The sequence below is a fragment of the Streptomyces caniferus genome (assembly GCF_009811555.1).
Classification (GTDB): domain Bacteria; phylum Actinomycetota; class Actinomycetes; order Streptomycetales; family Streptomycetaceae; genus Streptomyces; species Streptomyces caniferus.
On record NZ_BLIN01000003.1, the window covers coordinates 1281298 to 1305740 of the forward strand.

Consider the following 24443-nt stretch of genomic DNA (forward strand, 5'->3'; position numbering starts at 1 on the left):
CGATCGGCCCCAACGAACAGTTAAGGCACCGGAATTATCGCCCTCATCCTGACACGAAGGGAACACGGTGCACCAGTCCACTTACGGACAGTAGGGAGTTTCCGGCTTAACCCGGAGTTGAGTGACGACATCGCGCGGCTACCCGAGGCGGTGGTGCGCGCCCGGGGTGCAGCCGTAGGCGCGGCGGAAGACATCGATGAAGGCGCTGGTGGAGGACCAGCCGCAGCGGCGGGCGACGGTGGTGACGGAGGTGTCGTCGGCCAGCATCTTCAGGGCGTGGTACAGGCGCAGTTGGGTGCGCCACTGGGGGAAGGTCATCCCGAGTTCGGAGCGGAAGAGGCGGCTGAGGGTGCGCTCCCCGGTGTGCGTGTGGGCGCCGAGCGCGGCGAGGGTCCGGGGGTCGGCCGGGTCGTGGTGCAGCAGGTCGCAGACGGCGGCCAGCCGCGGATCGGTGGGCGAGGGCAGCTGTACGGGCTGCTGCGGCGAGGCGCGGAGCTGGTCGAGGAGGACGGCGCGCAGGCGGCGGCGTTCCGGGCCGGTGTCGGCGGGGTCGCGGGTGTAGGCGAGGATCAGCTCGCGCAGCAGGGGACTGACGGTCAGGACGGTGGGCGCGTCCAGCCGCAGGGGGTTGTCGCCGACGGGCAGGCCGAGGGTGTGCAGGTCGAGGTGGCCGTAGGCGCGGTGGGCGTGGACGGTACGAGCCGGGACCCAGAGGGCGCGGGTGCCGGGGGCGAACCACGTGCCGGCGTCGGTGGTGACGGCCAGGACGCCGGAGCCCGCGTAGACGATCTGGTGGTCGTCATGGCGGTGGGCGTCGATGCGTTCCCCGGCCGCCAGCGCCAGCGTGTGCGTCGGCGCGGCGGGCGTGTGGCGGATATTCGGCATGTCTTGGCATTTTATCGGAAGCGGGACAGCCGCGGCGGCGGTGACGATCCAAGGGTGTCAACCCACCAGACCGCAGTCCGGTCCACCGCTTCCCTCAAGCTGCTGTCCCTGAGCCACGCCTGCGTGGACATCTACCAGGGGGCCGTGGCCGCGCTCGTGCCGTTCTTCCTCGCCGAGCGGGCCTATGCGTACGCCGCGGCCTCCGGCATCGTGCTGGCCGCCTCCCTGCTCTCCTCGGTGGCGCAGCCGCTGTTCGGCGCGCTGACCGACCGATGGCCGATGCCCTGGCTGCTGCCGGTGAGCACCCTGGCAGGGGGCGTCGGCGTCGCGCTCAGCGGCATCGGCGATTCCTACGCGCTGACGCTGGCCGTCGTCGCCGTCGCCGGGATCGGGGTGGCGGCCTACCACCCCGAGTCGGCCCGGATCGCCCGTCTCGCGAGCCGCGGCAGCCACACCGCCATGGGCCTGTTCTCCCTCGGCGGCAACATCGGCTTCGCCACCGCCCCGCTCATGATCTCCGCGGTCATCGCCACCGGCGGTCTGCGCGCCTCTCCCCTGCTGGTCGTCCCGGCCCTGGCCGGCGCCGCCCTGTGCGTGGCCGCACTGCGGAGCCTCGGCCGTTCCGCCCCGGCCGCGGCCAGCGCCTCCGCAGCGGCCCGCGCGGCGGGCAAGGACGACTGGCCGGCCTTCCTCAAGATGTCCGGCGCCGTCGTGTGCCGCTCGATCGTCTTCGTCGGCCTCAGCTCCTTCCTCTCCCTGTACGCGCGCCAGCGCACCGGAGGAGGGGAATTCGCCGGCACCGCGGCCCTGTTCGTGCTCTATCTCGGCGGTGCGGTCGGCACCGTCGCCGGAGGCCGGCTCGCCACCCGCTACGGCCGTATCACGGTGGTCCGCTGGGCCTACGCCCTGACCGTCCCCGCCGTCGCCGGCATCGTCCTGGTCCCCGGCCCGCTGCTGTACCTGTTCACCGCTCTGACCTCGGCCGGCCTGTACGTGCCCTTCTCCCTGCACGTCACCCTCGGCCAGGACTACCTCCCCCGGCGCGTCGGCACCGCGGGCGGCGTCACCCTGGGCCTGACCGTCAGCATCGGCGGCCTCGCCGCCCCGCTCATCGGCGCCGCCGCCGACGCCACATCACTGCGGACCGCGCTCGCCCCGCTCATCGCCCTGCCCGCCCTGGGATGGCTGATGCTGCGTACGCTGCACGAACCCGCCATGCCCGAAGCCGCCGCCCCCGCACCCACCCCGCACCACGACACGTCGCCAAGCCCCGGCCCCTGAACCACCGCCCGCCCAGGCGCCCCAGACCGGCGCGCACACAAACGGCCGGGGCCGGTCGACGGCGAAAACCTCGTCCGTCCATCGACCCCGGCCGATGTGCCCACCTGTCTCAACGACCCGCTCCCTCCCGCATCTACTCGCGGGGCGTCACCACGGTCAGCCGTTCCGGGCGCTCCGAGGTCCACTGCCCCGGCCCGCATTCCGGCCGCAGCACCCACAGCGAGCCGCCGCGTACGTCCGTGACCACGCCTCGCCGATCGGCGTCCTCGTCATGGATCAGGTCGCCCACCCAGGGGGTCCGCTGTCCGCTGCTCATCCTCGTCCTTCCAGATCCGCCCACACGACCTTCCCCCAGCGGCGCTCATCCGTGCCCCAATCGGCCGCCAGCGCCGCCAAGAGAAGCAGGCCGCGCCCGTCCTCCCCGCCGTCTCCCGGCGCGCGCGGTACGGGCCGCGCACGGGAGAAGTCCGCGACGGCCACCCGGACCGTCCGCAGGGCTGTGCGCTCGACAACCACCCGGATGGAATCGCGCCGGGCGTGCTGGACGGCGTTGGACACCAACTCGGAGACGATCAGGGCGCCGTCCTCGGCCAAGTCGTCCAGGTTCCAGGCGGCCAGTGCGACGCGCACCAGGAGCCGGGCGGTCCCGGCACTCTCGGGCCGGCGAGGCAGGATTTCGCTGTACCCGGGGCGCCCAGTGGGGCGGGCCCGCGTTGTAGGTTGCGGCATGTCGGTCTGCTTCCTCAGATCGGCCGAGCCCCGGGGCCGGTCGCACGGTCGCCGGGGCGCTGTGCGTTCAGGAAACCGGGGCGCGTGATCACCAACCAGGGGGCCAGGGAGGGGCCACACTGGATACGGAGGGGGCCAACATGACAAGCACTGACCGGCGGCGGGAATTCGGCGCCTATCTCGCCAGCCTGCGGCGGCACTCCGGCCGATCGCAGCGGCAGTTCGCTGCCGTGCTGTGTGCCGGCTCCGGCGCCCAGTCGATCACGCGCAACGAGGTCTCGCGGTGGGAGCGTGGCGAGCGCATCCCGGACGTGTGGCTGCCCACCTTCGCCCAGGTGCTCGGGATGCCGCTCCACGAGCTGGAGCAGGCCGCCGCCTACGCCCGAGGTGACGCCAAGGCCACACTTCCCGGAGTCGCGGCCACCCTGGCGGACCTGCTGCCCAACGGGGACGCGCTGGAATTCCTGGCGGCGTCCCCGTGCGGCCGTCGGATCGGCGCCACCACCGTGGAGGGTCTGGCAGCCCGCGTGCACGGTCTCCGACTGGCCGACGACGTGTTATCGGGCGGGGACCTGATCGTCCCCGCCTTCCGTGAACTGCACGCCGCAGTACGCCTGTTCCGTGAGTCAAGCCGCTCCGAGAGCACCGGGCGGGGACTGCTGGTGCAGATCGGGGAGCTGGGGCAGATCGCGGGTTGGATCGCTTCGGACGCCGGGCACGGCAAGGACGCGGAACGGGCGTACCGGCTGGGGATCTCCGCCGCCCGGCAGGCTGGTGACGCGGTGCTCGTGGCCCAGCTCGCGGGCAGCCTCGGCTACCACCTGTCGAACAGTGGCCGGGAGCGCGAGGGCCTGGAGCTGGCAAAGGCGGCCGTGGTGGAGGCCGGACCGGACGCCCCGGCCGCGACGCGCGCCCTGTTCCTGGACCGCGTGGCGTGGGCGCACACGCGCGCCGGAGAGCAGCAACCGGCTCTCCGGGCGCTCGGGGAGGCCCACGCCGCCCTGGACGCCACGGACGGCGCTCCCGCTCCCTCGTGGGCGTACTGGGTGAACCGCGAGGAGCTGGAGGTCATGGACGCCCGGGTGTTCACCGAGCTGCACCGGCCGCTGCGTGCGGTACCGCTGCTCCAGGACGTGCTGGGACGCTACGACGCCACTCACGCCCGGGAGGTGGCTCTGTACCGTTCGTGGCTGGCAGTCGCTCTCGTCGACGCCAACGAGCCCGAGCGAGCCGCCGAAGAGGCCCGCAGGGTCATCGACACGTCCGGAGACCTGTCCTCGGAGCGCACGGCGGAGCGGGCCCGGACCGTGCTGCACCGTCTGAAGGGGTTCGAGGACGTGCCGGAGGCGCGCGAGGTGCTGGCTGACTACGGGCATCTGCTGCTCGCATGACCTCGCGCATCAATCCCCGCCGCTTTCTGTAGCGAGCGGCACAAGCATCATGAGCGCATGGACTCAGGACTTGCAGCGGTACTCGGCGCTGGGATCACCGGCGGCGTTGCGTCGCTGGGTGCGTTTCTCACCTACCGGCAGACGAAGGTTCAGCTCAGGGGCAACGCTAAGTTGGCGCTTCGCGAACCGAGGCGGAAGGTTTACAGCGACTTCCTGACCGGCAGCCGTGAAGCGGTGCAGGCCGTGTTGGATCTCGTGGATGAGGACACTGGAGAGGTCGGCCTCGGGCCGCTCTGCCTCGCCTTGGACGAGCATTTCCCGCGCCTCATGCACCGGCTGGCAGAAGTGGACCTGGAAGGGCCGCAGATTGTGAGCGACGCGGCAAATGAGGCGATCGCCGAACTCAACAAGCTCCACACGACCGCCTTCGTCGGGGACATCTCCGGACTCGTGGACGACGAGGGCCGCCCTGTCCGCATGGCGGCGACTTCATGGACGAAGTCCGCACGGCATTGAAGGAGTTCGTGGTGGCGGCCCGCGCAGCACTTGCGACCGATGCTGACCGGGGGCGGTAGTGAGGCAGCTCGGCAGCATGCCGGCTCACCGTTTACACGCGAGGCAGCCGCGGCTCATTCGGACTGCGGCTGCCTCGCGCTCAGGCGTCCGGTCAGCTCGCTGTGCCAGCCCCTCCCGGATGCGCTGGGCGCGGGTCTGCCTGATCCGAGGCCCGGCCACGGCGGTCGCGGTCGCCCGGTCGCGGGTGAGCCGGCCGAAGTACTCGGCCGGCCTTGATCAACAGCGTGTGCAGGAAATCGTGAGACGACGGCCTCTGAAAACGATCAAGAGGGGCCCCGAAGGACCCCTCCGCCTACCGCCCCGGCCGCTCTGTCCAGACATGCGAAAAGGCCGCTCCGATTACCGGAAACGGCCTCCGACCTGCAGAAAAACAAGTCGGGACGACAGGATTTGAACCTGCGACCCCTTGACCCCCAGTCAAGTGCGCTACCAAGCTGCGCCACGTCCCGTTGCCCGTGCCGGCCGGGAAATCCCCGGCTGACCGCGCACGAGAACAATACCGCATGTCAGAGGGTGGGTGCTGCCACATTCCGCGTCGGCGCGGGTACGACCGGCAGGAGAGATGAGTACCCGTACTCATGCAGCGCGGTCACCGCGCCGCCACGCTACGCGCATGACTACTCCATCGATTCAGCGGCCGACGACCACGGCCTTCTTCGTGCAGGCCGCGATCTCCTTCGGGCTGTCGCTGGCGGCGCTGGTGATCGGCATCATCAAACTGCCGGTGGGGCCCTGGGAGCGCGGGTTCCTCGCCATCGGCCTGGTCTTCGTGGTGTCGTCGGCGTTCACGCTGGCCAAGTGCATCCGCGACCGCCAGGAGGTCGAGGAGGTGACGAACCGGGTGGACAAGGCCCGGATCGACAAGATCCTCATTGAGCAGGACGTCTTCAAGCCGGGGCAGGTCTGACCCCGGCAGCCCGGGCCGCGGACCACCGGGTCCGCGGCCCGGCGCTTGACCTCAATCGCGCTTGAGGTTGCAGGCTCTGTCGTATGACGAACCTGACGACGACAGCGGCGCGGGACCGGACGACGGTGCCCGGGGACGGCGTCCCGGCCGGACGCGGGCCCGGCGCCGACGGCGCGCCCTTCACGGAACTGCCGCGCCTGATGGGCCTGATGACGGGCGATGAGAAGCACGGACCGGCCGCCACCTCCACGCTCGACGCCCTCTGGGTCCTCTACGACCGGGTGCTGCGGGTCTCCCCCGCCACCGCCGGGGACCCCGGCCGGGACCGCTTCCTGCTCTCCAAGGGCCATGGCCCGATGGCCTACTACGCCGTGCTGGCCGCCAAGGGCTTCTTCCCCGCCGCGTGGCTGCCGGGCTTCGGCGGGTACGACTCCCCGCTCGGCCACCACCCCGACCGGCTGCTGGTGCCGGGTGTCGAGATCGGCAGCGGTTCGCTCGGCCACGGGCTGCCGCTGGCCGTCGGCACCGCGCTCGGGCTGCGGGCACAGGGCCGTACGGAGCCGGCTGTCTGGGTGCTGATCGGCGATGCCGAGCTGGACGAGGGCAGCAACCACGAGGCACTGGCCTACGCGGGCGCCGCGGGCCTGGAGCGGCTGCACACCCTGGTCATCGACAACTCCTCCGCCACCCATGGATGGCGCGGCGGGATCGCGTCCCGCTTCGAGGCCGCCGGCTGGTCCGTCACCACCGTCGACGGCCGCGACCACCAGGCGCTCCACGACGCCTTCACCGCTCCGCACCCGGGCCGTCCGCATGCGGTGATCGCCCGGGTCGAGCCCAAGGGCGCCTGAGCGGGACCGCCCCGTCTCCCCCATACGGACCAGGACTTCGAGAGGGTTTCAGTGATGGACACCATGCGTGAGCGTTTCGCCTCGGTCACTTCGGGGCTGCTGGAGGAGGATCCGCGGCTGGCCGTCGTCCTCGCCGACATCGGGACGGCCGGCTTCGCCGAGGCGGCGCAGCGCCACCCGGACCGGGTCGTGAACGTCGGCATCCGGGAGCAGTTGCTGATCGGGGTGGGAGGCGGGCTGGCGCTCACCGGGCTCCGCCCGATCCTGCACACCTTCGCCAGTTTCCTGGTGGAGCGCCCCTTCGAGCAGGTGAAGCTGGACTTCGGCCATCAGGGCGTCGGCGGGGTGCTGGTCAGCGCGGGCGCCTCCTACGACTGGCCGAGCGGCGGATTCACCCATATGGCGCCCGGCGACATCGCGCTGCTGGACACGCTGGACGGCTGGACCGTCCATGTTCCCGGGCACCCGGACGAGGCCGGGACACTGCTGCGGCATGCCGCGGCGGCCGGTGACGACAAGGTCTACGTCCGGCTGTCCGTACAGGCCAACGCCGCGCCCCGGACCGTGGACGGAGCCGGCTTCCTGACCCTGCGGGAGGGGCGCGCCGGGGTGGTGATCGCCGTGGGCCCGATGCTGGACAACGTGCTCGCCGCGACCGAGGGGCTGGACGTGACCGTGCTCTACGCGACGACCGTGCGGCCCTTCGACGCCGCCGCCCTGCGCGCCGCGGCCGGGGCCGCGGAGGCCGCGGACGTGGTGATCGTGGAGCCGTATCTGGCGGGGACCTCGACGCGGTCGGCGGGCGAGGCGCTGGAGGACCGGCCGCACCGGCTGCTGGGGCTCGGGGTCGGCCGCCAGGAGCTGCGCCGGTACGGGCAGATCGACGAGCACCTGGCGGCGCACGGCCTCGACCCGCAGGGCCTGCGCGAGCGGATCGCCGGGTTTGTGCGGGGACGGTCCTGACGTCCGGACGCCGCGCTCCCCGCAGAGCGCGGCGGCGGCTCAGACGTGCTTGTCGAGCCAGGCCAGCAGGTCGTCCTGGACCTCGTCGCGATGGGTCTCGTTGAGGATCTCGTGGCGGGCGTCCGGATAGGCCCGCCAGGTCAGTTCGCGGGTACCCAGGTAGCGGAAGTCCTCCAGGAGTTCATGGATCAGGGTCATCCGCTGATGGCAGGGGTCCTGGTCGCCGACGGCGATGTGGACCGGCAGTCCGCGCGGGATGCGGGCCAGGTGTGCCGGGTCGTTGATCTTGCGGATGGCGCGTACCCAGTCGGCGGCGAGGCCGGCGCAGAACGGGAAGCCGCAGTCCTCGTCGGCGACGTAGGCGTCCACCTCGGCGGCGTCGCGGGAGAGCCATTCGTAGCCGGTGCGGTGGGGGAAGGCGTCGTTGAAGAAGCGGAAGGTGCGCGGGATGAAGGAGGAGAGCGCCTGGCGGCCGTGCTCGGCCATCTCCCGGTCCAGCTCGGCGAGGGCGCCGTCGATGTCCAGGCCGGGCAGGGTGCGGAAGGCGCCGGTGAGGATCAGACCGGCGAGGTCGGCACCGTACTCCTGGGCGTAGTCGCGGGCCAGCATGGCGCCCATACTGTGACCGAGCAGCACCAGCGGGATGCCGGGGTGGGCGGCGGCCGCATGGTCGCCGATGCCCTTGAGGTCGCCGACGATCGCCCGCCAGGCGTCCTCGCCGACCACGCCGCGGCCGCCGGTGGAGGGGGCGGTGGCACCGTGGCCGCGGTGGTCGGAGGCGAGGACCGCATAGCCGCGGCCGGTCAGGAAGCGCGCGAAGCGGTCGTAGCGCCGCCCGTGTTCCGCGGCGCCGTGGGCGATCTGGACCAGGGCGCGCGGGTGACCGGACTCCGGGAGCCAGGTGTAGGTGGCGATACGGGCGCCGTCCGGGGCCTGGTGGAAGTCCTGCTGCATGGCGTCGTCTCCTGACTGCCGGGGCGGTGGCTGACGAGTCGTCGGCGCCCACTCTTCCGCGCGAGACGGCGGTGCGCCATGGGGCGCGCGTGGCGTGGTTGCCCCGTTCTCCGGGCGGCGTGACACGATCAGCCGGTTCTTTGCCGACCTTGTGCCGCAACTCCCTTTCGCAGGAGGAACGTTGGACACCACGGACCGTTTCGAGGACCGCGTCGAGAACTCCCCCCTTCGCCCCACACCGCTGTCCCGCCGCAGATTCCTGCAGGGCACCGCCTCGGCCGCCGCCGCGGCGGGCCTGGCCGGCGTCACGGCTCCGACCGCCTTGGCGCAGGACGCCGGCCCGCGCGGCGCCGCCCTGTCCTTCACGGCAGCCACCAATGGCGCCGCCTCCCTCTCCCCGGCCGGTGACCGGCTGATCGCCGAGGTCCAGAGCGTCCTGTGGTCGCTGCCGCGGGCCGGCGGCGACGCGGTGGCGCTCACCCCACCCGACCTGGAACCCACCCGTCCGGTGTTCTCCCCCGACGGCCGCCGGATCGCCGTCTGCGCCTACCGGGGCGGCACCTTCCACCTGTGGACGCTCGCCGCCGACGGCTCCGGCCTCCAACAACTGACCGACGGCCCGTGGGACGACCGGGGCCCGGCCTGGTCGCCCGACGGCACCCGGATCGCCTTCGCCTCGGAGCGGGGCGGGGATGCGGTGACCGGCAGCCCGTACCGGATCTGGGTACTGGAAGTGAGGACCCGGCGGCTGAGCCGGGTGACCGGGCTGCCCGGTCAGGACGGCCCCCATCAGGATGCCTCCTGGGAGGACTTCGACCCCTGCTGGTCGCCCGACGGCTCGCGGATCGTCTTCGTACGGGGGCAGGTGGCGGGCGCGGCGCTGGTCTCCCGCACCGTCGCCTCCGTGCCGGCCGACGGGCAGGGCGCGGTGCGCACCGAGCACACCGAGACGGCGACGGCGCAGGTGATGGTGCCGGCGCTGTCCCCCACGGGGCGGCTCGCCTATCTGCGGACCACGGACTATCCGGGCCCCACCTGCGCACTGGTGGTGGACGGTGCGAGGGTCGCGGTCGACGGCGATGTGGAGCCGGTGCCGCCGCGCTGGGTCTCGCCCGACGCACTGCTGCTCACGGTCGGCGGGCAGTTCCGGATCGTCCGGGCCGACGCCCCGCAGCGCGCCGAGACCATCCCGTTCACCGCGCGGCTGCCGCTGGACCGCCCCCGCTACCGCGTCAAGGACTACGGTTTCGAGCGGACGGCGGCCGGTCCGGTGCGCGGGGTGCATCTGCCCGCGCTGTCGCCCGACGGCCGCACGGTCGCCTTCGCCGCGCTCAACTCCCTCTGGCTGGCGCCCACTTCCGGGGGCGGGTCCCCGCGCAGGATCGTCCGGGCCGATGCCACCCGCTATGTCCTGGCGCCGAGCTGGTCGCGCGACGGGCGGGCGCTGCTCTACGCCGACGACCGGGACGGGCTGTTCGCCGTGCGCCGCCGCGATATCGCCTCCGGCGAGGAGACGGTGCTGGCCGCCGGCGGCCGGGTGCAGCCCGCGCTGTCGCCGGACGGCGGGCGGCTGGCCGCGCTGGACATGTCGGGGAACCTGGTCGTACGGACCCTGTCCGACGGCACGGAGAAGGTACTGGCCGCGCCGATGGGCGCCGGCGGGCTGCCCGGCCGGCCCAGCTGGTCACCGGACGGGCGATACCTCGCCTACTGCGACCGCACTCGCCTCAACCGGCGCTTCCGCGAGGGCTACAACGTCATCCGGATCGTCGACACCGAGACCGGAAAGGACCGGCTGCATCCGGTCGCCGAGCATGTCTCGATCGCCGACCGCTACGACTCCGGGCCCGTGTGGTCGCCCGACGGGCACTGGCTCGCCGTGATCGCCGAGTCCGCGCTGTGGGTGCTGCCGGTGCGGCCCGACGGTACGCCGGACGGTGCGCCGCGGCAGTTGACCGAGGAGAGCGCCGACCATCCGTCGTGGTCCGGCGACTCCGGCACCCTCCTGTACCTCTCGGCCGGGAAACTGCGGCTGATCGCGGTGTCCGGCGGCGCGGCGCGGACCGTTCCGCTGCCCCTCGGCCACCGCCCCTCGCGCGCCCGGGACACCGTGGTCCACGCGGGCCGGTTCTGGGACGGCACCGGCGACGAGGTGCGCGAGGACGTCGACGTGGTGGTGCGGGACGGGCGGATCACCGCGGTGGAGGCGCACCGCCCGGCCCGGCCCGGCGCGGCCCGGCGGGTGGACGCCTCCGGGCGGACCGTGCTGCCCGGCCTGTGGGACGCCCACACGCACCCGTGGCAGACGACCTACGGAGGCCGGCAGACCGCGCTGCAGCTCGCCTACGGCATCACCACCGCGGTCTCCTGCGGGGGCTTCTCCTATGAACAGGCCCGTATCCGGGAGGCCGTGGCGGCCGGGGTGCTGGCCGGACCGCGCCTGCTGACCTGCGGGGAGCTGCTGGACGGCGGACGGGTCGCGTACAGCATGGGGCGGGCGCACCGCACCCGGGAGGGGCTGCGCCGCTCGCTGGCGCGCGGTGCGGCCCTGGACTGGGACTTCGTCAAGACGTATGTACGGGCGCCGGGCTGGGTGATGGAGGAGGCCGCGCGCTTCGCCCACCAGCAGCTCGGGGTCCGGGCCGGGAGTCATCTGCTCTCCCCGGGCGTGCAGCTCGGCCAGGACCTGACGACTCATCTGCAGGCCACCCAGCGACTGGAGTTCGGTCATGCCGTCAGCAGCTCCGGGCACGCCTATCAGGACGTCGAGGAGATCTACACCGGCACCGACTTCCACCTCCTCGCCACGCCGTTCTCGGCGGCCGCGCTGCTCGGTGCCGATCCGGCGCTGGCCGAGGACCTGCGGGTGACCCGGCTGATGCCGCCCTGGGACACCGCGGTCGTACGGGAGAACGCCGGGCATCGTCCCACTCCGGCACAGCTGGCCGACATCGCGACCGAAGTCGGCGTCTACCGGCGGGTGCTGGACGGCGGCGGGCTGGTCGCACTGGGCACGGACCAGCCGCTGGTGCCGGTGGGGCTGGGCCTGCACCTGTGCCTGCGGGCGCTGCACCGCGGAGGTCTCAGCGTGAGCCGGACCCTGCGCACCGCGACCGCGCTGCCCGCCCGGGTGTTCGGCGCGGAAGAGGACCTGGGGACGCTGGAGGTCGGCAAGCTCGGCGATATGACGCTGGTCGACGGCGATCCGTTCGAGGACTTCGACTCGCTGGTGCGGACCTCGGCGGTGCTGCGCGGCGGACGGCTCTTCGAGCAGCGGGAGTTGACCGCGGCCTTCCCGGCGCCCGCCACCCGCCCGCTGCGGCAGACCGGCACCGACTGGCTGGAGGTGGGCCGTCAGCAGCGCCGCGAGTCCTGCTGCGAGGTCTCCCGCTGACGGCACCGCCCGCCGCGACGGCCGGTCGGCACCCCCGTCGCGGCGGGCGGGAGGCGTGGGGTGGCGCGGTTCCAGGAGCCCTCGGAACCGCGCCACGGACACTCTCGTACCAGGGGGAGTGCGCTGCTGCTTCGCGCCTCAACTCTTCACTTAAATGCACCCAGTTGATGTTTTATGCGCCCCGCAGTAGGTATGCCAACGGGTATTGCACGGGGTAAGCGAAAGATCACTTTCCGGAACGTTCGCTGCGGACGGCACCGCCGGTGCCGTCCCAGGCGTGATGCGACCAGCACGGGGGAGATCGCGAAGGAGGGGCTCGTCTTGCATCGCTACTTCACGGACCAGCGGCATGAGGCACTCCGGCACCAGGTGCGGGAGTTCGCCGAGAAGGAGGTCCGCCCCCGGGTGGCAGAAATGGAGGCGAACCGTTCCGTTTGCCATGACCTCTCGCGCCTGATCGCCCGGCAGGGCTGGATAGGCGCGACCGTGCACCGCGCGTACGGCGGAATGGGCGCGGGCCATGTCGCCAAGACCCTGATCATCGAGGAGCTCTCCCGGGTGAGCGCCGCGATGGGCGCCATGGTGCAGGCCTCGCAGCTGGGCGTCGCGAAGATCGTCCACTTCGGCAACGAGGAGCAGAAGAAGACCTGGCTGCCGGCCATAGCCTCCGGCGACTGCCTGCCGACCATCGCGGTCACCGAACCGCAGTCCGGCGGCCATGTGCTGGGCATGACCTCCACCGCGGTCCGCGACGGCGACGACTACGTCCTCAACGGCCGGAAGATCTACGTCGGCAACAGCCACGTCGGCGATCTGCACGGCGTGGTCGTCCGCACCGGCGAGGGCTCCACGGGCCTGTCGGCGTTCCTCGTGGAGTCCGACAGACCCGGCTTCCGGGTCGGACCGCAGCGGCCCACGATGGGGCTGCACGGCTTCAGCTTCGGCGAGCTGTTCTTCGACAACTGCCGTATCCCGGCGGCGAATCTGCTGGGCCGGGAGGGCGACGGGCTGTCGGTCGCCTACTCCTCCAGCGTGCTGTACGGACGGCCGAATCTGACCGCCGTCTCGCTGGGCATCCACCAGGCGGTGCTGGACGAGACCACGGCGTTCTGCGCCGAACGGCAGCGCTACGGCAAACCGCTGGCGGACCTCGGCAACATCAAGCTCAAGCTCGGACGGATCCAGTCGCGCCTGCTGCTGTCCCGGCTCTCCGCGTACCACGCGGTGCATCTGCTGGACCAGGGGCTGCCGTGCGACGCGGAGCTGATGAACGCCAAGCTGGTCAATGTGGAGTCGGCGCTCGAATCGGCGCGCGACGCGATGGACATCCATGCCGCGTGCGGGCTGTTCACCGACCGGCCGGTGGAGCGCTTCCTGCGCGACGCCCACCACATCTTCGCGCCGGCCGGCACCTCCGACATCCAGCTGCTGCGGCTGGGCGAGCTGGCCCTGGGGCGGGCGCGGGGCGAGTGGTCCAGCCGCCTGGCGGACCTGCTGCGGCTGGAGCCCTCGGAGTGGCCCGAGGAGGGACACGACGCCCCCCTCGACGCCCCTGCCCCCACCGGGCGGGCCGAGGACACCACGGCCACGGTGCCGGGCCAGCGCACCGGACCGGGCTCCCCGCGCTCATGGTTCGCCCGGCCCCGATGAGCGGCGGGCTCCGGCCCGGGGCGCGCGGTCACCGGCGGTCGGCCGATGCCGCGGCCCCGGGCCGGGCGTCCGGCCCAAGAGCCGTCCGCACCGGGCACCGGGGCCGGGTTCCGTACCGAAAAGCCGCCTCAGGCGTCGCTCTGCTGCTTCTCCATGTGGTGGATCTGGTCGACGAGTTCGGCGGCCATCGCCTTGATGGTCTCCAGCCCCTCCCGGCCCCAGGGGCGTGGTTCGAGGTCCACGACGCAGACGGTGCCCAGCGCCGTCCCCGTGCGGTCGATCAGCGGCGCACCGAGGTAGGAGCGGATGCCGATCTCGTCCACGACGGGATTGCCGGCGAACCGCGGATAGTCGCAGACGTCCTCCAGCACCAGGGCTTTGCGGCGGACGATGACATGCGGGCAGTACCCGTGGTCGCGGTCCATCACCCGCCCCGGCTGGGCGCTGGCGGGCGCCGGTCCCAGCTCGACGGCCTGGTCCTGGGCGGGCGTGTAGAGACCGGCGAAGTACTGCCGTCGCTCGTCGATGAAGTTGACCATCGAGTACGGCGCCCGGGTGGTCCGGGCGAGCTTGCGGGCGAACTCGTCGAAGGCGGGCAGCGGGGACTCACCGATCCCCAGGGCGCGCAGCCGCGCGACACGCGCCGGGGCCTCGTCGTCCTGCGGGGTGAGCAGCAGATGGCGCGTCGGGTCGTAGGAGACGTACGGGACGCGGGAGGCGGGGTGGTTCATGGCAGCTCCGGGGTCGCGGCGAGGGCGGGGGTGAGCAGGTGCTGGACGAGCGAGACCAGGACTTGGGTGGCCGAGCTGCACTGGCGGGCGTCGCAGAGCACGACGGGGATGTCCGGGGGGATGTCTATGGCGGAGCGGACCTCGTCCGGGTCGTAGTGGTAGGAACCGTCGAACTCGTTGACGGCGACGATGAACCGGATGCCGCGCCGCTCGAAGAAGTCGACGGCGGCGAAGCACTGGTCCAGGCGCCGGGTGTCGGCGAGGATGACCGCGCCGAGGGCACCGTTGGACAGCTCGTCCCACATGAACCAGAAACGCTGCTGCCCCGGCGTCCCGAAGAGGTAGAGGATGTGCGCGGGGCCGAGCGTGATCCGCCCGAAGTCCATGGCGACGGTGGTGGTGTCCTTGTTCTCGACGCCCGCCAGATCGTCCGTGCCCACGCTGATCTGGGTGAGGAGCTCCTCCGTGCTCAGCGGCTCGATCTCGCTCACCGCGCCGACGAAGGTCGTCTTGCCGACGCCGAAGCCCCCCGCGACCAGGATTTTGAGCGCGGTGGGGAACAGGTCGGTCGAGGGGTCCCCCGGGTTCAGGGGGTCACAGTCGTTTGCGAAGTCCATTCAGCACCGCCTCCAGCAGGGCTCGGTCGGTACGGGACGCGGGCCCTGCCGAAACGGCCGCGGGGGCCCGCGCGGTGAGCGCCCCGCAGTCGACGAGGTCGGCGAGGAGCACTTTGGTGACCACGGCGGGCAGCCGTATGTGGGCGGCGATCTCGGCGACGGAGACCGGTCCGGAGCACAGCCCCAGCACCTGGGCGTAGTCGGGGCCCTGGCAGGAGACGGGCCGTCGGCCGGTGGCCATCACCATGGTCAGCAGGTCGAAGTGCGCCGTCGGACGGGTCCGGCCGTTGCTGACGGTGTACGGGCGGACCAGCCGGCCCGCCGCGTCGTCGTACCACGGTTCCCCGCCCTGCCGCCGTCGGCGACGCACGGTCATGGTCAACGACCGCCCGCGGGCGTCTGGTGGCGCGCGGGGGTGGACAGGTAGGGCCGGACGCTCTTGACCAGCATCGACATCTCGTAGCCCAGTACCGCCACATCGGCCTCGCGGCCGGCGAGCACGGCCAGGCACGCACCCGATCCGGCAGTGGAGACGAACAGGAAGGTCGACTCCAGCTCGACGACCACCTGCAGCACGTCGTCGCCCTCCCCGAAGCGCACACCGGCGCTGCGGGCGAGGGAGTAGAGGCCGGAGGACAGGGCGGCCATATGGTCGGCGCTGTCGGGGTCGAAGCCGTGGGCGGCCTTGACCAGGCCGTCCGAGGACAGCAGCAGCGCGCTCCGGGCGTGCGGTACCCGCTGCACGAGCCCGGTCAGCAGCCAGGACAGATCGGTGTGCTGGCCTCCCTGCAGCTGCGAATGCGCCTGCGCACGCACATCACTCACCATGGTTGCGGTCGTCTCCTCGGGGGCGGGCCATCGTGGCATCGCGGTCACGGTCGTAGAGCAGGTCGTTGCTTGCCGGGCTGCTGGTGTCGCCGCCCTGGGCCAGGGGGGTGCCGCTACCACCGGCGGTGTCGCCGGCGTAGGTGTCGTCGGCGAGGCTGAAGCCGCGCCGGAAGGCGGCCATCAGGTTGGGGTCGTGCTCGGGCTCCGGGCCCGCGCGGGGTGTCGTGGACGGCAGGACGGGGTCGCCGCGCAGCTCGGGGACGAGGTGCGTCTGCTTGCGCCGCCGGGGCAGCCGCGGGCGGGCGTGGTGGTCCACGGCCGGCGGGGCGGGCGGGAGCACGACCGGGCCGGGGTCGGCGGGGCGGGCGACGGGAGCGGCGTCAAGGGGGTGCGGCTCGGGCAACTGCGCCTCGGCCGACGGGACTTCGGTCAGCGGGACTTCGGGCGTGTAGACGCCCGATGCACGGACCAGCCGACGACGAGCGGCGCCGTTGTCGGGATCGGTGTCCGCAGGGACGGGGCGGGGGGCCGGGACCGAGGCCGGGGCCGGAACCGAAACCGTACGGTCGCCGTCGCCGCGCGGTGCCCGGTCGAGCGCATGATCGGGGGCGGGCGCGGGGCCGGGGATCGCCACGGTCCGGCGGTCGGGACTCGGGACGGAGTCGTGGCGGTCGGGACTCGGGACGGGGTCGTGACGCTCCACGGTGTCGTGGTACCGGGGGCGTTCGTGACGCCCGTGCCGCTCCACGGGGTCGTCGACGAAGCCCCCGTCGTAACCCCCGTCGTGCTCGCGTGCCGGGTCGGTGTCCGGCGATCCGGCCTGCGGCGCATCCGCTCCGTCCGCGTCCCCGTCGGCGGATTCCTTGCCGAGCAGCTCCTGGGGCACGATCAGCACGGCCTGCACGCCGCCGTAGATGTTGCTCTGCAGCCGGACAACGATGCCATGCCGCCGGGCGAGCGAGGAGACCACGAACAGCCCGATGCGGCCGTCGCTCAACAGCTCGGCGACATCGACGTGTTCGGGGTCGGCCAGCAGGGCGTTCATCCGGTTCTGCTCGTCCGCCGACATGCCCAGGCCGCGGTCCTCGACCTCGACGGCGAGACCGGCGGTGACGAGCTGGGCGCGCAGCAGGACCGGGGTCTGCGGCGCGGAGTAGATCGAGGCGTTCTCGACGAGTTCGGCGAGCAGGTGGATGACGTCGGCGACGGCATGCCCGCGCAGGGTGCCCTCGATCGGCGGCACCAGCTTGATCCTCGGGTACTGCTCGACCTCGGCGATCGAGGAGCGCAGCACCTCGGTCATGGACACCGGCCGGCTCCACTGGCGGCGGGAGATGGCGCCGCCGAGCACGGCGAGGTTCTCCGCGTGCCGGCGGATCCGGGTGGCCAGGTGGTCGACGTGGAACAGGCCCTTGAGCAGGTCCGGGTCCTCGACCTGGTTCTCCAGCTCGTCCAGCAGCTCGATCTCACGGTGCACCAGGGACTGCAGACGGCGGGCGAGGTTCACGAAGACCTCGACCTTCTGCTCGCTGCCGCTGGCGTTGCTGCGGGCGATGGCGACCGCGTCGATGACCGCGGACTCGGCGGCCCGGCCCGCGGCAGCCACCTCGTGGGCGAGCAGGTCGAGCGTGTCGCCGACGGGCACGACGCTCTGCTCCGGCTCGCGGCGCTGGATCCATTCGCCCTGCCGCACACGGTCCAGCAGGTCGTACAGGTCGGACTGGCTGCGGGCGCAGACCTGGCGCAGCCGGGCGTAGCGGGCGACGGCGGCGCGGGCCTCGGCGTTGGCGGCGGCGCTCGCGGTGAGCACGATGACGCAGATCAGGGCGAGGCCGCCGCACAGCACCACCCACTCGCGACCGGTGAGCCGGGCGCCGCCCGCCTGTACGACGAAGGCGGCGACGGCCGTGCAGATGACGGCGACGAGGAGGCAGGGGACGGCGGCGAGCCTGACCAGGCGGGCACGTATCGCCGAGTCGGCTGCCGACTCCGGGAACGAGGCCCGGCCGTGTCGTCCGCCCTCACGCTCCCGTCGCCGGGCGGAAGGGGGGACGGCGGCGACCCCCGGGGAACCCTGGGGCCCTGGGGATCTCTGAGCCTCCTGGGACGTTTGGGTCCCCTGGGGGAATGCGGTAGGCATCGGTGCCCTCCGGATCGGCCGTTGGCAGTTCGCGGCACGCACGCTAGTTGTTGCACCGGTGGGGTCCGGGCCCACTTCGGGGTTTCGCTACCCCTCGCCACCTCCCTGAGTGGGCGCCATGCGCACGCCAGTACGGCCTAATCCGAACGGCCGTTCATGGAGCGCGAGTTGGGACCGTCCGAAGAGCATCTCCCGGCGCTCGCGAACGGCGCTCGCGGGCGAGACACGCGCCGTCCCCCGCTCACCCGCCCCTGCACGAGCGCGGCGTACCGACGGCGCACCACCACGGCTCACCCTCGCCTCTCGGCGACCCACTGCACGCCGTCGAGGAACTGATCGCCCACGCGCGCCGCGGAGTCATCTGGCGCGATCGGGGACCGGAACCGACCGCCCTCCGAACCTCTTCGGGCCAGTCAACTCGCCTTCCGTCCACCGCGGTTCCGTTGCCCCTCCCCCGTCCCCGGCCCGCCATCAGGGCTTCCTGACACGCAGGAAGACCGCACGTCATGTTTGTCGAAGGCACGTGAAAGTCGAAGGCACCTGGAAGCAGTCCCTCGCCAAGCCGCCGCGCCTGAACCTGCCCTTCGCCGGGACCGTCGACGCCGACGCCCCGACCGGCACCTCCCGGTCCCGGCCCGGCCGGCTGCTCGCGTCCAAGGTCACCGGCCGACACCACACGCACGGAACCGAGGACCACACCCCGTGACCAGGTTCTTCCTGGCCCTGCTCACCCTGCCCCGCCAGGACAGTGCGCCCGCTGGGGTCGACGGGGCCGCGTCACACCGCCCCGGCTTCCCGGTTCCCGATCAGCGGGCCGCCCCTCGGCCGGCGATGCGGCCGGGCGTCCGCATCGAACTCCCGTCACTGATCGTGCCGCCGGTCGACGTCGCCACGGTGCGCCTCGTCACCGGGTGCTGCCGCCCCGCGCCCTCAGCGATCCGCGACGAGGTCCACATCGGTGGGGGCCACCGTCGGCGGCCAGGTCGGCCAGCCATGGGCGGGGGGCATGGCGATCGCCCTCCACCACGGGTAGACGGCCGGGGGATCGGCGGGTTCGAACGGCTCGCCCGGCCGCGGGTGGACGCTGGTGACCCCGGCCTTCTGGGCGGCGGTCAGGGTCCACTCGGCGGGCTCCGCCCACGGGTGCGGGGCGAGGTTGAACGTGCCCCAGTGGATCGGCAGCAGCACGCCGCCGGCCCCATCGCCCTGGAGGTCGAGGTGGGCCCGGACCCCCTGCTCGGGCTCCATGTGGATGTCCGGCCAGAAGTCGCTGTACGCGCCGATCTGGATCATCGTCGCATCGAACGGGCCGTGCGCGGCGCCGATCTCCGCGAAGCCGGAGAAGTAGCCGGTGTCGCCGCTGTGGTAGATCCGGTGCTCGGGGCCCGCGACCACCCAGGAGGCCCACAGGGTGTGCTGCGGGCCGCGCAGACCGCGGCCGCAGAAGTGCTGTGCGGGGGTGGCGGTGAGGGTCAGCCCGCCGATGCGGGTGGACTCGTGCCAGTCGAGCTCGGTGATCCGCTCGGCGGGCACGCCCCAGAATTCCAGGTCGGCGCCGACACCGAGCGGCACGACGAAGGCCGCGCCGGTGCCGGTCAGGCCCTGGACCGTCGGCATGTCGAGGTGATCGTAGTGGTCGTGCGAGATCACCACGACGTCGACCGGCTCCAGCTCGTCCAGCGCGATGGGCACCGGGTGCATCCGCTTCGGCCCGGCCCAGGTGACCGGAGAACAGCGCTCGCCCCAGACCGGGTCGAAGAGCACCCGCTGCCCGTCTATTTCGGCCAGTACGCTCGAATGACCCATCCAGGTGAGCCGCAGCCCCGAGGCGGGCGGCTCAGCGCCGTCCGCGGCGGTCGGACGGTACACCGGAATCGGGCCGACCGGCGCCCGGCGCAGCCGCCCCTCCCGGCTCAGCTGGGTCTTCAGCATCGGCACCGCAGAGCCGTTCAGCAGCTGCCTGGTCTCCACCGGATTGCGGAACTGGCCGTCCACGAACTGCGGCGACCTGCGCATTCTGGCCAGCCGCTCCCCGGTGGGCACGGCGCCGAAGCCCGCGGGCCGCAGCGCGGAGAGTCGAGTGCGACGGGGTCTGGAACCGGTCACGGCACCTCCATGGTCGGGGCAGTCGCGAAGTGAACGGACCGCATGAGCGGCGGGTTCCGGTACGCCGCGCCACGCGGCGCCGCCGTACGGTTTCCGCACCACGACACCCGGACACTCCACACCATCACCCGCAGACACAAACGGCGCGACCGGCCATGACATTCCGGAGTAAGGGTGTGACCTTTCCGGGCGCCGCCGCAGACCCCGGCCCGCCCGGCAACTCGGTCGCATCCATGGGAGGGGCGCCGGGCTCGGCAGCCCTGCCCCACGACCGGGCGTCCCTGGCGACGGCCACCCGGGGCCCGGCGCCCCGGCCCACGGGCGGACGGCCGCCGGGCACGGACCCGGCCGGTCACCCGGCGGTTCACACCCCTTCGACGACCACGGGCGGGCTGGGGAGGCCGGGACGGCGGGGCAGGAAGACCGTGCGCAGGAAGATCTGCGGGGCGAGGAGACGGGTGGGCGGCGCGGTGAGGCAGAAGACGTCCCGGAAGGCCGCCCCCACGACCCGGTCGATGGCGGCCCGGGCGAAGAGCCGGTCGATGTACCACGTGGACAGCCGCTCCCCCAGGCCCGCCTTGGTGTCGGCCGGGCTCGCGTACGGGCGGTCCGAGCCGACCGCGGCGAGCCAGGCGGGTTCCACGGTGCGGGCCACCGCCCGCTGCGCCTCGGCGGCGATCCCGGGGCGCAGACCGCCGCCGTCGGCGAGCGTGGTGCGCACGGCCAGTGCCCCGAGGGCGGCGACCGACATGCCCTGGCCGTATACGGGGTTGAAGGTGCAGCCGGCGTCCCCCAGGACGAGGAATCCCTCGGGGAGGGCACCGGGCCGCTCGTAGTGCCGGCGGCGGTTGCAGGTGTCGCGGAAGCCGTGCACCGGCGAGAGCGGCTCGGCCCGGGCGAGCAGTTCATGGACGTACGGGTCGCCGATGGTGGCGGTGAAGGCGGTGAACTCCGCCGCGTCCGTCGGCGGGTGGTGCCCGCGCACACCGGACAGCGTCAGCATCCACTTGCCGTCCTCGACCGGCACATACGCGGCGCCGCGCGGGCACTGTGGCCAGCCGGGCACATTGACGCCCGCGTCGGGCGCGGTGGCCGGGTCCTCGGGGCGGTACATCCTGCTGGCGTAGGCCAGCCCCGCGTCCACGGTCTCCTCCTGCGGCGCGGCCCGGCCCAGTTCGGCGTACCACTGGGGGGTGCGGGAGCCGCGGCCCGAGGCGTCCACCACGAGCGCGGTCGGCAGCACCCGCTCGGCCCGTCCGCCCGGCTCACCGTCCCGTGGCCGGACCCGCACTCCCCGCACCCGGCCGGCGTCCCCGGTCAGCCCGACGGCCTCGGTCGCCTCCAGGACCTCCACCCGGGTGGCCGAGCCGGCGGCGGCCCGCAGTGCCCGCTCCCTGACCACCGTGTCGAGCACCGGACGGGTGACGCTCAGCGTGAGATGCCGGCGCTCGTCGAAGCGGCGCTGCCAGCCGGTGGGGGTGCGGGTGAGCAGATCGCGCGGGAGATACAGGCTGCGGGCGCCCGCCTCGCCGAGCGCGGCGACGGTACCGGGCAGCAGTTCCTCCAGCGCACGCAGGCCGCCGCTGAGGAGGATGTGCAGATGGCGGGCCTGCGGGACGCCCTTGCGGAAGGTCCGCCCCTCCGGGTAGCGGTCGCGCTCGACGACGGTGATCGTGTCGACCTGGCCGACCAGGGCGGTGACGGCCAGCATCCCGGCCAGCCCGCCGCCGATCACGACCGCGGTGTGCCCGCCATTGGAGTGCTCTGCCACGTCCGCCTCGCTCCCCCGCCGGCCCGCCGACGACCCGTTCGTCCCTGTCCCGGATGCGTCCCGGTCCCGGGTCCGCTCGCCATGCCGGGATGCGTACGGCGGGCCCGCTCGCCGCTCGCCGTCCACGGAACCTGATCACCGACGGCACTCAGGCTTCAGTGCCCTCACCATCCCTGTCAACGGGTCTTTCCGCCAACCGGTTCGAGGCACATCCCGGCAGCCCCGTGGGCCTCGCTTCATCGCCCGTTCCGCACCGGCCACTGATCACCGGCGCGGCTTCTTGTGATCCCTTTCCTCCCTCGTGTCACCGGAGTCCCTGACATCCCGTGATGAGCCGAGCGTGCGTCTAGACTCCGGGCAGCGGACGCATGTCGTCCGCAAACGGTTCCACCAGCAAGGGATTCGCCTCACCAGCAAGGGATTCAGGGACGCTTGTGACATTCCAGCAGGTTTCTGAGCCGTATGACGCCTACGACGTACTCGTCGTCGGCGGGTCGGGCGTGGACACCATCGTGTCGGTCGGCGCGCTGCCCGTACCGCTCGCCGACTCCTATGCCGTGCCCCCTCTCCACGAAGAGGCGGGGCACACCGGCACCGGCGTCGCGCTCGGCTGCGCGGCGCTCGGGCTCACCACGGGATTCGTGGACTTCCTCGGCGACGACCATCCGGGCACTCTGGTCCGCGAGCGGCTGGCCGGTACCGGCGTCGACTTCCGGCCACTGCTCTCACCGCACGGCACCCGGCGCGCGGTCAACCTCGTGGCCTCCGACGGCCGTCGGATGTCGTTCTACGACGGCCGTGACCCGCTCGATCTGCGGATGCCGCCCGAGCACTACCTCCCGCCGCTGCGCCGCGCCCGGCACGTCCATCTGTCGATCATGCACTTCGCCCGTTTTCTGTACGACGACATCGAGGCGCTGGGCATCCCCGTCTCCACGGATCTGCACGACTGGGACGGGTTGACGGACCATCACCGGGAGTTCGCGCTCCGCTCGGACCTGGTGTTCCTCAGTACGGCCGGGGCGGGCGAGCGGATCGGCTCCGTGATGCGGGAGATCCTGCACGAGGGACGCGCCGAGGCGGTGATCGCGACGGCCGGGGCGGGCGGCGCCTACCTCCTCAGCGCCGACGACCGCACCCCACGCCTGGTGCCGGCCGCGGTCCCGCCCGGCCCTGTCGTCGACAGCAATGGCGCGGGCGACGCCTTCACCTGCGGGTTCCTCTACGGCCGGCTGGCGGGCCGGGATCTCGAGGAGTGCGCGCGGCTGGGCGCCATGGCAGGGGCGTACGCATGCACCTCGCCGGGCACCCACACCCGCCTCGCCCAACCGGAGGACCTGCGGTCGGCTCCCACCGCGACGGCGCCGGCCACCCCCACCGCACCGCCCGGCGACGGGCAGCGGCTGGCAGGTCCGCCGGACGCCCGGGTCTCCCCCGCGGGCGCGTAGTCCGTCCGGCCGGGCCCACGGGTCCGGCCGGTCCCGGTCAGCCCTTGCGGCCGACCCCGCCGTAGAAAATGGTGTTGTTGAGCTCCAGGGCGCTGGGCACCGCGCCGTCCGGCCGCCACAGCGGCACCCGTACCACTCCGGGCTCCAGCAGGGCGAACGGCCCGAAGAGCGGCTCGATCTCGGTCTTCGACCGCAGATTGAGGGTGGCGGTGGCGCTCTTGTAGACGTTCACGACGCCGTCGCGCGCCTGCTCGTCCGTGCGGCCCGCCTCATAGGCCTCGTAGGGTTCACCCGTCGCATGGGACAGGACGAGATGACTGCCCGCGGGGAGCGCCTCGGCGAGCGTGGCGATGAGGCCGGCGGGATCCTCGTCGTCGCGGACGAAGTGGAGTACGGCGACCAGCAGCACCGCCACCGGCCGGTCGAAGTCGATCAGCTCCCGGACGGTGGGGTGGTCCAGCACCGCCTTGGGGTCGCGGACGTCGCCGAGCACGAACCCGGTGCCTTCGGTATTGGTCAGCCGGGCCCCGGCGTGGGTGGCGACGATCGGGTCGTTGTCGACGTACACGACCCGGGTGTCGGGAGCCGTCTCCCGGGCCACCTCGTGGGTGTTGGGCGAGGTGGGGATGCCGGTGCCGAGGTCGATGATCTGGCGGATGCCGCCGGCGACCAGTTCGCGCACCGCCCGCCGCATGAAGGCCCGGTTGGCGCGGGCGCTGAGCCGGACCTGGGGGTGGACCTCGATGACGCGCTCCGCGGCCACCCGGTCGACCTCGTAGTTGTCCCAGCCGCCGAGGTAGTAGTCGTACATCCGGGCCGGATGCGGCCGGCCGGTGTCGATCTCCTCGGCCGAGAAGCCCGAGGGCTCCGGCCCCTGGACGTACGGTCCGATCTCCGGGACCGTCCCGTCCGGCGCCCCCTGCGGCATCTCCTGCTCGCTCATGCCGTCCTCCGCTCGGTGCGCCGGCCCGGCGCCGCGGCGAGCAGGAAGTCGGCGTGGCCGGCCTTCGCGCCCTCGATGAAACTCACCATCTCGTGGTGGGTGTAGATCAGCGCCGGTCCGTCCGGGTCGGTCGACTGGCGCAGCGCGATCCGGCCGTCGCCCAGCCGCATGGCCTCGACGCACTCGCCGCCGTTTCCGCCGCTCCACGGCTTGTGCCAGCCCTCAGTGCCCAGTTCCTTGGCGGGCATGCCGTTGTAGATGCGTATGCGATCCATGGT

23 protein-coding genes and 1 tRNA gene are annotated in these 24443 nt (G+C 72.7%); 10 read left to right on the top strand and 14 right to left on the bottom strand.

Going from position 1 to position 24443, the window contains the following annotated elements:
- Positions 1–138: 138 nt before the first annotated feature.
- Positions 139–885, bottom strand: a complete 747-nt coding sequence (locus Scani_RS14215) for an AraC family transcriptional regulator (protein ID WP_159474704.1) — start codon at positions 883–885, stop codon at positions 139–141.
- 54 nt (positions 886–939) lie between these two features.
- Between Scani_RS14215 and Scani_RS14220 the strand changes: the two genes are divergently transcribed.
- Positions 940–2166 carry an MFS transporter gene (locus Scani_RS14220; protein WP_246295786.1) on the top strand — a complete coding sequence of 409 codons (1227 nt, stop codon included), beginning with the start codon at positions 940–942 and terminating at the stop codon, positions 2164–2166.
- Positions 2167–2299: 133 nt separating this feature from the next.
- Here Scani_RS14220 and Scani_RS14225 read toward each other — a convergent pair whose 3' ends face one another.
- Both Scani_RS14225 and Scani_RS14230 read right to left on the bottom strand, forming a co-directional pair.
- Positions 2300–2482 (bottom strand): hypothetical protein, encoded by a 183-nt coding sequence (locus tag Scani_RS14225; protein WP_159474707.1) that lies wholly within the window; start codon positions 2480–2482, stop codon positions 2300–2302.
- Positions 2479–2895, bottom strand: coding sequence for an ATP-binding protein (locus tag Scani_RS14230; protein WP_159474710.1), 417 nt, complete (start codon positions 2893–2895; stop codon positions 2479–2481). The genes Scani_RS14225 and Scani_RS14230 overlap by 4 nt, the downstream gene beginning before the upstream one ends.
- Positions 2896–3035: 140 nt before the next feature.
- Between Scani_RS14230 and Scani_RS14235 the strand changes: the two genes are divergently transcribed.
- Together Scani_RS14235 and Scani_RS14240 are read left to right on the top strand one after the other, a co-directional pair.
- The gene (locus tag Scani_RS14235; protein ID WP_159474713.1) at positions 3036–4286 is read left to right on the top strand and encodes a helix-turn-helix domain-containing protein; all 1251 of its coding nucleotides are present in this window, start codon (positions 3036–3038) and stop codon (positions 4284–4286) included.
- Between the two features lie 57 nt (positions 4287–4343).
- Complete coding sequence (locus Scani_RS14240) at positions 4344–4802, top strand: hypothetical protein (RefSeq protein ID WP_159474716.1); 459 nt, start codon at positions 4344–4346, stop codon at positions 4800–4802.
- A 435-nt stretch (positions 4803–5237) separates the two neighbouring features.
- On the opposite strand, the gene Scani_RS14245 is transcribed toward Scani_RS14240, so the two are convergent.
- Positions 5238–5311: transfer RNA gene (locus Scani_RS14245), tRNA-Pro, on the bottom strand.
- A 164-nt stretch (positions 5312–5475) separates the two neighbouring features.
- On the opposite strand from Scani_RS14245, the gene Scani_RS14250 reads away from it, so the two are divergent.
- The 3 genes from Scani_RS14250 to Scani_RS14260 all read left to right on the top strand — a co-directional run bounded on the left by Scani_RS14250 (position 5476) and on the right by Scani_RS14260 (position 7583).
- Positions 5476–5769: a YiaA/YiaB family inner membrane protein gene (locus tag Scani_RS14250; RefSeq protein ID WP_030078864.1), complete on the top strand. Its 294-nt coding sequence runs from the start codon at positions 5476–5478 to the stop codon at positions 5767–5769.
- An 83-nt stretch (positions 5770–5852) separates the two neighbouring features.
- Complete coding sequence (locus tag Scani_RS14255; RefSeq protein ID WP_371872343.1) at positions 5853–6620, top strand: thiamine pyrophosphate-binding protein; 768 nt, start codon at positions 5853–5855, stop codon at positions 6618–6620.
- Between the two features lie 54 nt (positions 6621–6674).
- On the top strand, positions 6675–7583 hold the full coding sequence (locus tag Scani_RS14260) for a transketolase family protein (RefSeq protein ID WP_159474719.1): 909 nt from the start codon (positions 6675–6677) through the stop codon (positions 7581–7583).
- A gap of 39 nt (positions 7584–7622) precedes the next feature.
- Here Scani_RS14260 and Scani_RS14265 read toward each other — a convergent pair whose 3' ends face one another.
- Positions 7623–8537, bottom strand: coding sequence for an alpha/beta fold hydrolase (locus tag Scani_RS14265; protein WP_159474722.1), 915 nt, complete (start codon positions 8535–8537; stop codon positions 7623–7625).
- 181 nt (positions 8538–8718) lie between these two features.
- On the opposite strand from Scani_RS14265, the gene Scani_RS14270 reads away from it, so the two are divergent.
- Both Scani_RS14270 and Scani_RS14275 read left to right on the top strand, forming a co-directional pair.
- Entirely contained in the window at positions 8719–11931 is a 3213-nt protein-coding gene (locus Scani_RS14270) for an amidohydrolase family protein (RefSeq protein ID WP_159474724.1), read from the top strand.
- Between the two features lie 321 nt (positions 11932–12252).
- Positions 12253–13581: an acyl-CoA dehydrogenase family protein gene (locus Scani_RS14275; protein ID WP_159474727.1), complete on the top strand. Its 1329-nt coding sequence runs from the start codon at positions 12253–12255 to the stop codon at positions 13579–13581.
- 128 nt (positions 13582–13709) lie between these two features.
- Here Scani_RS14275 and Scani_RS14280 read toward each other — a convergent pair whose 3' ends face one another.
- The 5 genes from Scani_RS14280 to Scani_RS14300 are packed head-to-tail and all read right to left on the bottom strand — an operon-like array spanning position 13710 to position 17897.
- Positions 13710–14312, bottom strand: coding sequence for a GAF domain-containing protein (locus Scani_RS14280; RefSeq protein ID WP_159474730.1), 603 nt, complete (start codon positions 14310–14312; stop codon positions 13710–13712).
- Positions 14309–14929, bottom strand: a complete 621-nt coding sequence (locus Scani_RS14285; RefSeq protein ID WP_159474733.1) for a GTP-binding protein — start codon at positions 14927–14929, stop codon at positions 14309–14311. Before Scani_RS14285 ends, Scani_RS14280 begins: the two co-directional genes overlap by 4 nt.
- Positions 14907–15305, bottom strand: a complete 399-nt coding sequence (locus Scani_RS14290) for a DUF742 domain-containing protein (protein ID WP_159474736.1) — start codon at positions 15303–15305, stop codon at positions 14907–14909. Before Scani_RS14290 ends, Scani_RS14285 begins: the two co-directional genes overlap by 23 nt.
- Positions 15306–15307: 2 nt before the next feature.
- Positions 15308–15757 (bottom strand): roadblock/LC7 domain-containing protein, encoded by a 450-nt coding sequence (locus Scani_RS14295; RefSeq protein WP_159474739.1) that lies wholly within the window; start codon positions 15755–15757, stop codon positions 15308–15310.
- Positions 15747–17897, bottom strand: coding sequence for a sensor histidine kinase (locus Scani_RS14300; protein WP_159474742.1), 2151 nt, complete (start codon positions 17895–17897; stop codon positions 15747–15749). The genes Scani_RS14295 and Scani_RS14300 overlap by 11 nt, the downstream gene beginning before the upstream one ends.
- A 523-nt stretch (positions 17898–18420) precedes the next feature.
- Between Scani_RS14300 and Scani_RS14305 the strand changes: the two genes are divergently transcribed.
- Positions 18421–18603, top strand: a complete 183-nt coding sequence (locus Scani_RS14305; protein WP_159474745.1) for a hypothetical protein — start codon at positions 18421–18423, stop codon at positions 18601–18603.
- A gap of 224 nt (positions 18604–18827) precedes the next feature.
- Here the strand turns inward: Scani_RS14305 and Scani_RS14310 are convergent, their stop codons facing one another.
- Positions 18828–20003, bottom strand: coding sequence for an MBL fold metallo-hydrolase (locus Scani_RS14310; protein WP_159474748.1), 1176 nt, complete (start codon positions 20001–20003; stop codon positions 18828–18830).
- Between the two features lie 364 nt (positions 20004–20367).
- Positions 20368–21774 carry an NAD(P)/FAD-dependent oxidoreductase gene (locus Scani_RS14315; RefSeq protein ID WP_174872677.1) on the bottom strand — a complete coding sequence of 469 codons (1407 nt, stop codon included), beginning with the start codon at positions 21772–21774 and terminating at the stop codon, positions 20368–20370.
- Positions 21775–22208: 434 nt separating this feature from the next.
- Between Scani_RS14315 and Scani_RS14320 the strand changes: the two genes are divergently transcribed.
- Entirely contained in the window at positions 22209–23222 is a 1014-nt protein-coding gene (locus tag Scani_RS14320) for a carbohydrate kinase family protein (protein WP_159474751.1), read from the top strand.
- Between the two features lie 37 nt (positions 23223–23259).
- Here Scani_RS14320 and Scani_RS14325 read toward each other — a convergent pair whose 3' ends face one another.
- Positions 23260–24165 carry an SAM-dependent methyltransferase gene (locus tag Scani_RS14325; protein ID WP_174872678.1) on the bottom strand — a complete coding sequence of 302 codons (906 nt, stop codon included), beginning with the start codon at positions 24163–24165 and terminating at the stop codon, positions 23260–23262.
- On the bottom strand, positions 24162–24440 hold the full coding sequence (locus Scani_RS14330) for a DUF397 domain-containing protein (protein WP_086718198.1): 279 nt from the start codon (positions 24438–24440) through the stop codon (positions 24162–24164). Before Scani_RS14330 ends, Scani_RS14325 begins: the two co-directional genes overlap by 4 nt.
- Between the last annotated feature and the right edge of the window lie 3 nt (positions 24441–24443).